General features: G+C 63.8%; 1 protein-coding gene and 1 pseudogene. One reads left to right on the forward strand and one right to left on the reverse strand.

The window, feature by feature from the left end; translation table 11 throughout:
- Window positions 1-701 (forward strand): annotated as a pseudogene (locus LQV45_RS33390) (hypothetical protein); the annotation flags it as partial.
- Between the two features lie 22 nt (window positions 702-723).
- On the opposite strand, the gene LQV45_RS33395 reads toward LQV45_RS33390, so the two are convergent.
- Window positions 724-1,283, reverse strand: a 560-nt coding sequence (locus tag LQV45_RS33395; RefSeq protein WP_374208368.1) for a HoxN/HupN/NixA family nickel/cobalt transporter, incomplete at its 5' end; no start/stop codon positions are given.

Consider the following 1,283-nt stretch of genomic DNA (forward strand, 5'->3'; position numbering starts at 1 on the left):
TGCTGATCAACGGCAACGACAACGAACTTTCCGGCAACACGGTCAGCGGCTCCACTGCGTTTTCCTACGATTACACCCGCGACGGCGGTTCTTTCGAAATCTACAACGGCAGCCGGAACTACATCCATCACAATGTGTCCTTGGACAACAACAACTTCTCCGAGATCGGAAGGTCCTCCGGGACGGCCGACGGCAACACCTACCGCTACAACCTGGTCCGGTCGACCTGTGGTGCCAACTGTGCCCAGGCCAAGGGCTTGATCGCCCGCGGTGCAGGGACGTCCTTCGGGCCGACGAACGGCACAGTCTTCGAATTCAACACCGTGTATCTGAACGGGCCACAGTCCCAGGCCGTTGTCTGCCATGCGGGCTGCCCTGCATCGACCGTGATCCGCGGCAACATCCTGGCGGGCGTCAGGAACTCCTTATGGATCAACGGCTCGGGTTGGACCGAGAACCAGAACGTCCTCAATGGCCCGGTCAACTTCGTACCGAACAGCACGTCCACCACTGCGTCTGCGCGCTTCGTGAACGCACCGGCCGATCTCCGCCTGACCGGCACCAGCCCGGCCATCGACCGCGCCGGAACGAGCCTGTCCGCCGTCGACCTCGCCGGAAGTCCGGTGCCCCAGGACGGGGACTGCAACGGGACGGCCGCTGCCGATTCGGGGGCCTACGAGTTCGACTCGCCCAGCTGCTGACCTACGTTGCGCCCGCATCCGCTCAGCTTGTGCCGGCGTGGCTCCAGCGCTGCTCGATCCGGCCAAATTTCCAGACGGCGAGCGCGATCAGCCAGATGATGACGAAGAGTCCGACGACGATGTACCCGACGTTTTCGAGGTCCAGCGAACCGATGGCGGCCGCCGGCCCCGATTCGAGTCCCAGTTTGTCCGCCACGAGCCCAAGCAGCACGGTGACACCGACCACCAGCGCCACAATCACCGAGAGCACCGTGACTGTGAGGTTGTAGAAGACCTTGCGGACCGGCTTCAGGAACGCCCACCCATAAGCCCGGGACATGAACACGCCGTCGGCGGTGTCGAAAATGCTCATTCCGGCGGCAAACAGCACCGGGAGGACCAGGATGGCGTACCAGGGCAGGGAGAAGGCCGCGGAACCGGCGGCGAGCACGAGCAGGGCTACCTGGGAGGCGGTGTCGAATCCCAGGCCCATCAGAAGGCCGACGGGATAGATGTGCCATGGCTTGGGGATCCGCCGGATCGTTCCGCCGAGGAGCCTTGCCATGAAGCCCCGGTTGTTGAGCTGGTGCTCAAGCTCAGCCT

The organism is Microbacterium sp. Bi128 (genome assembly GCF_918698205.1).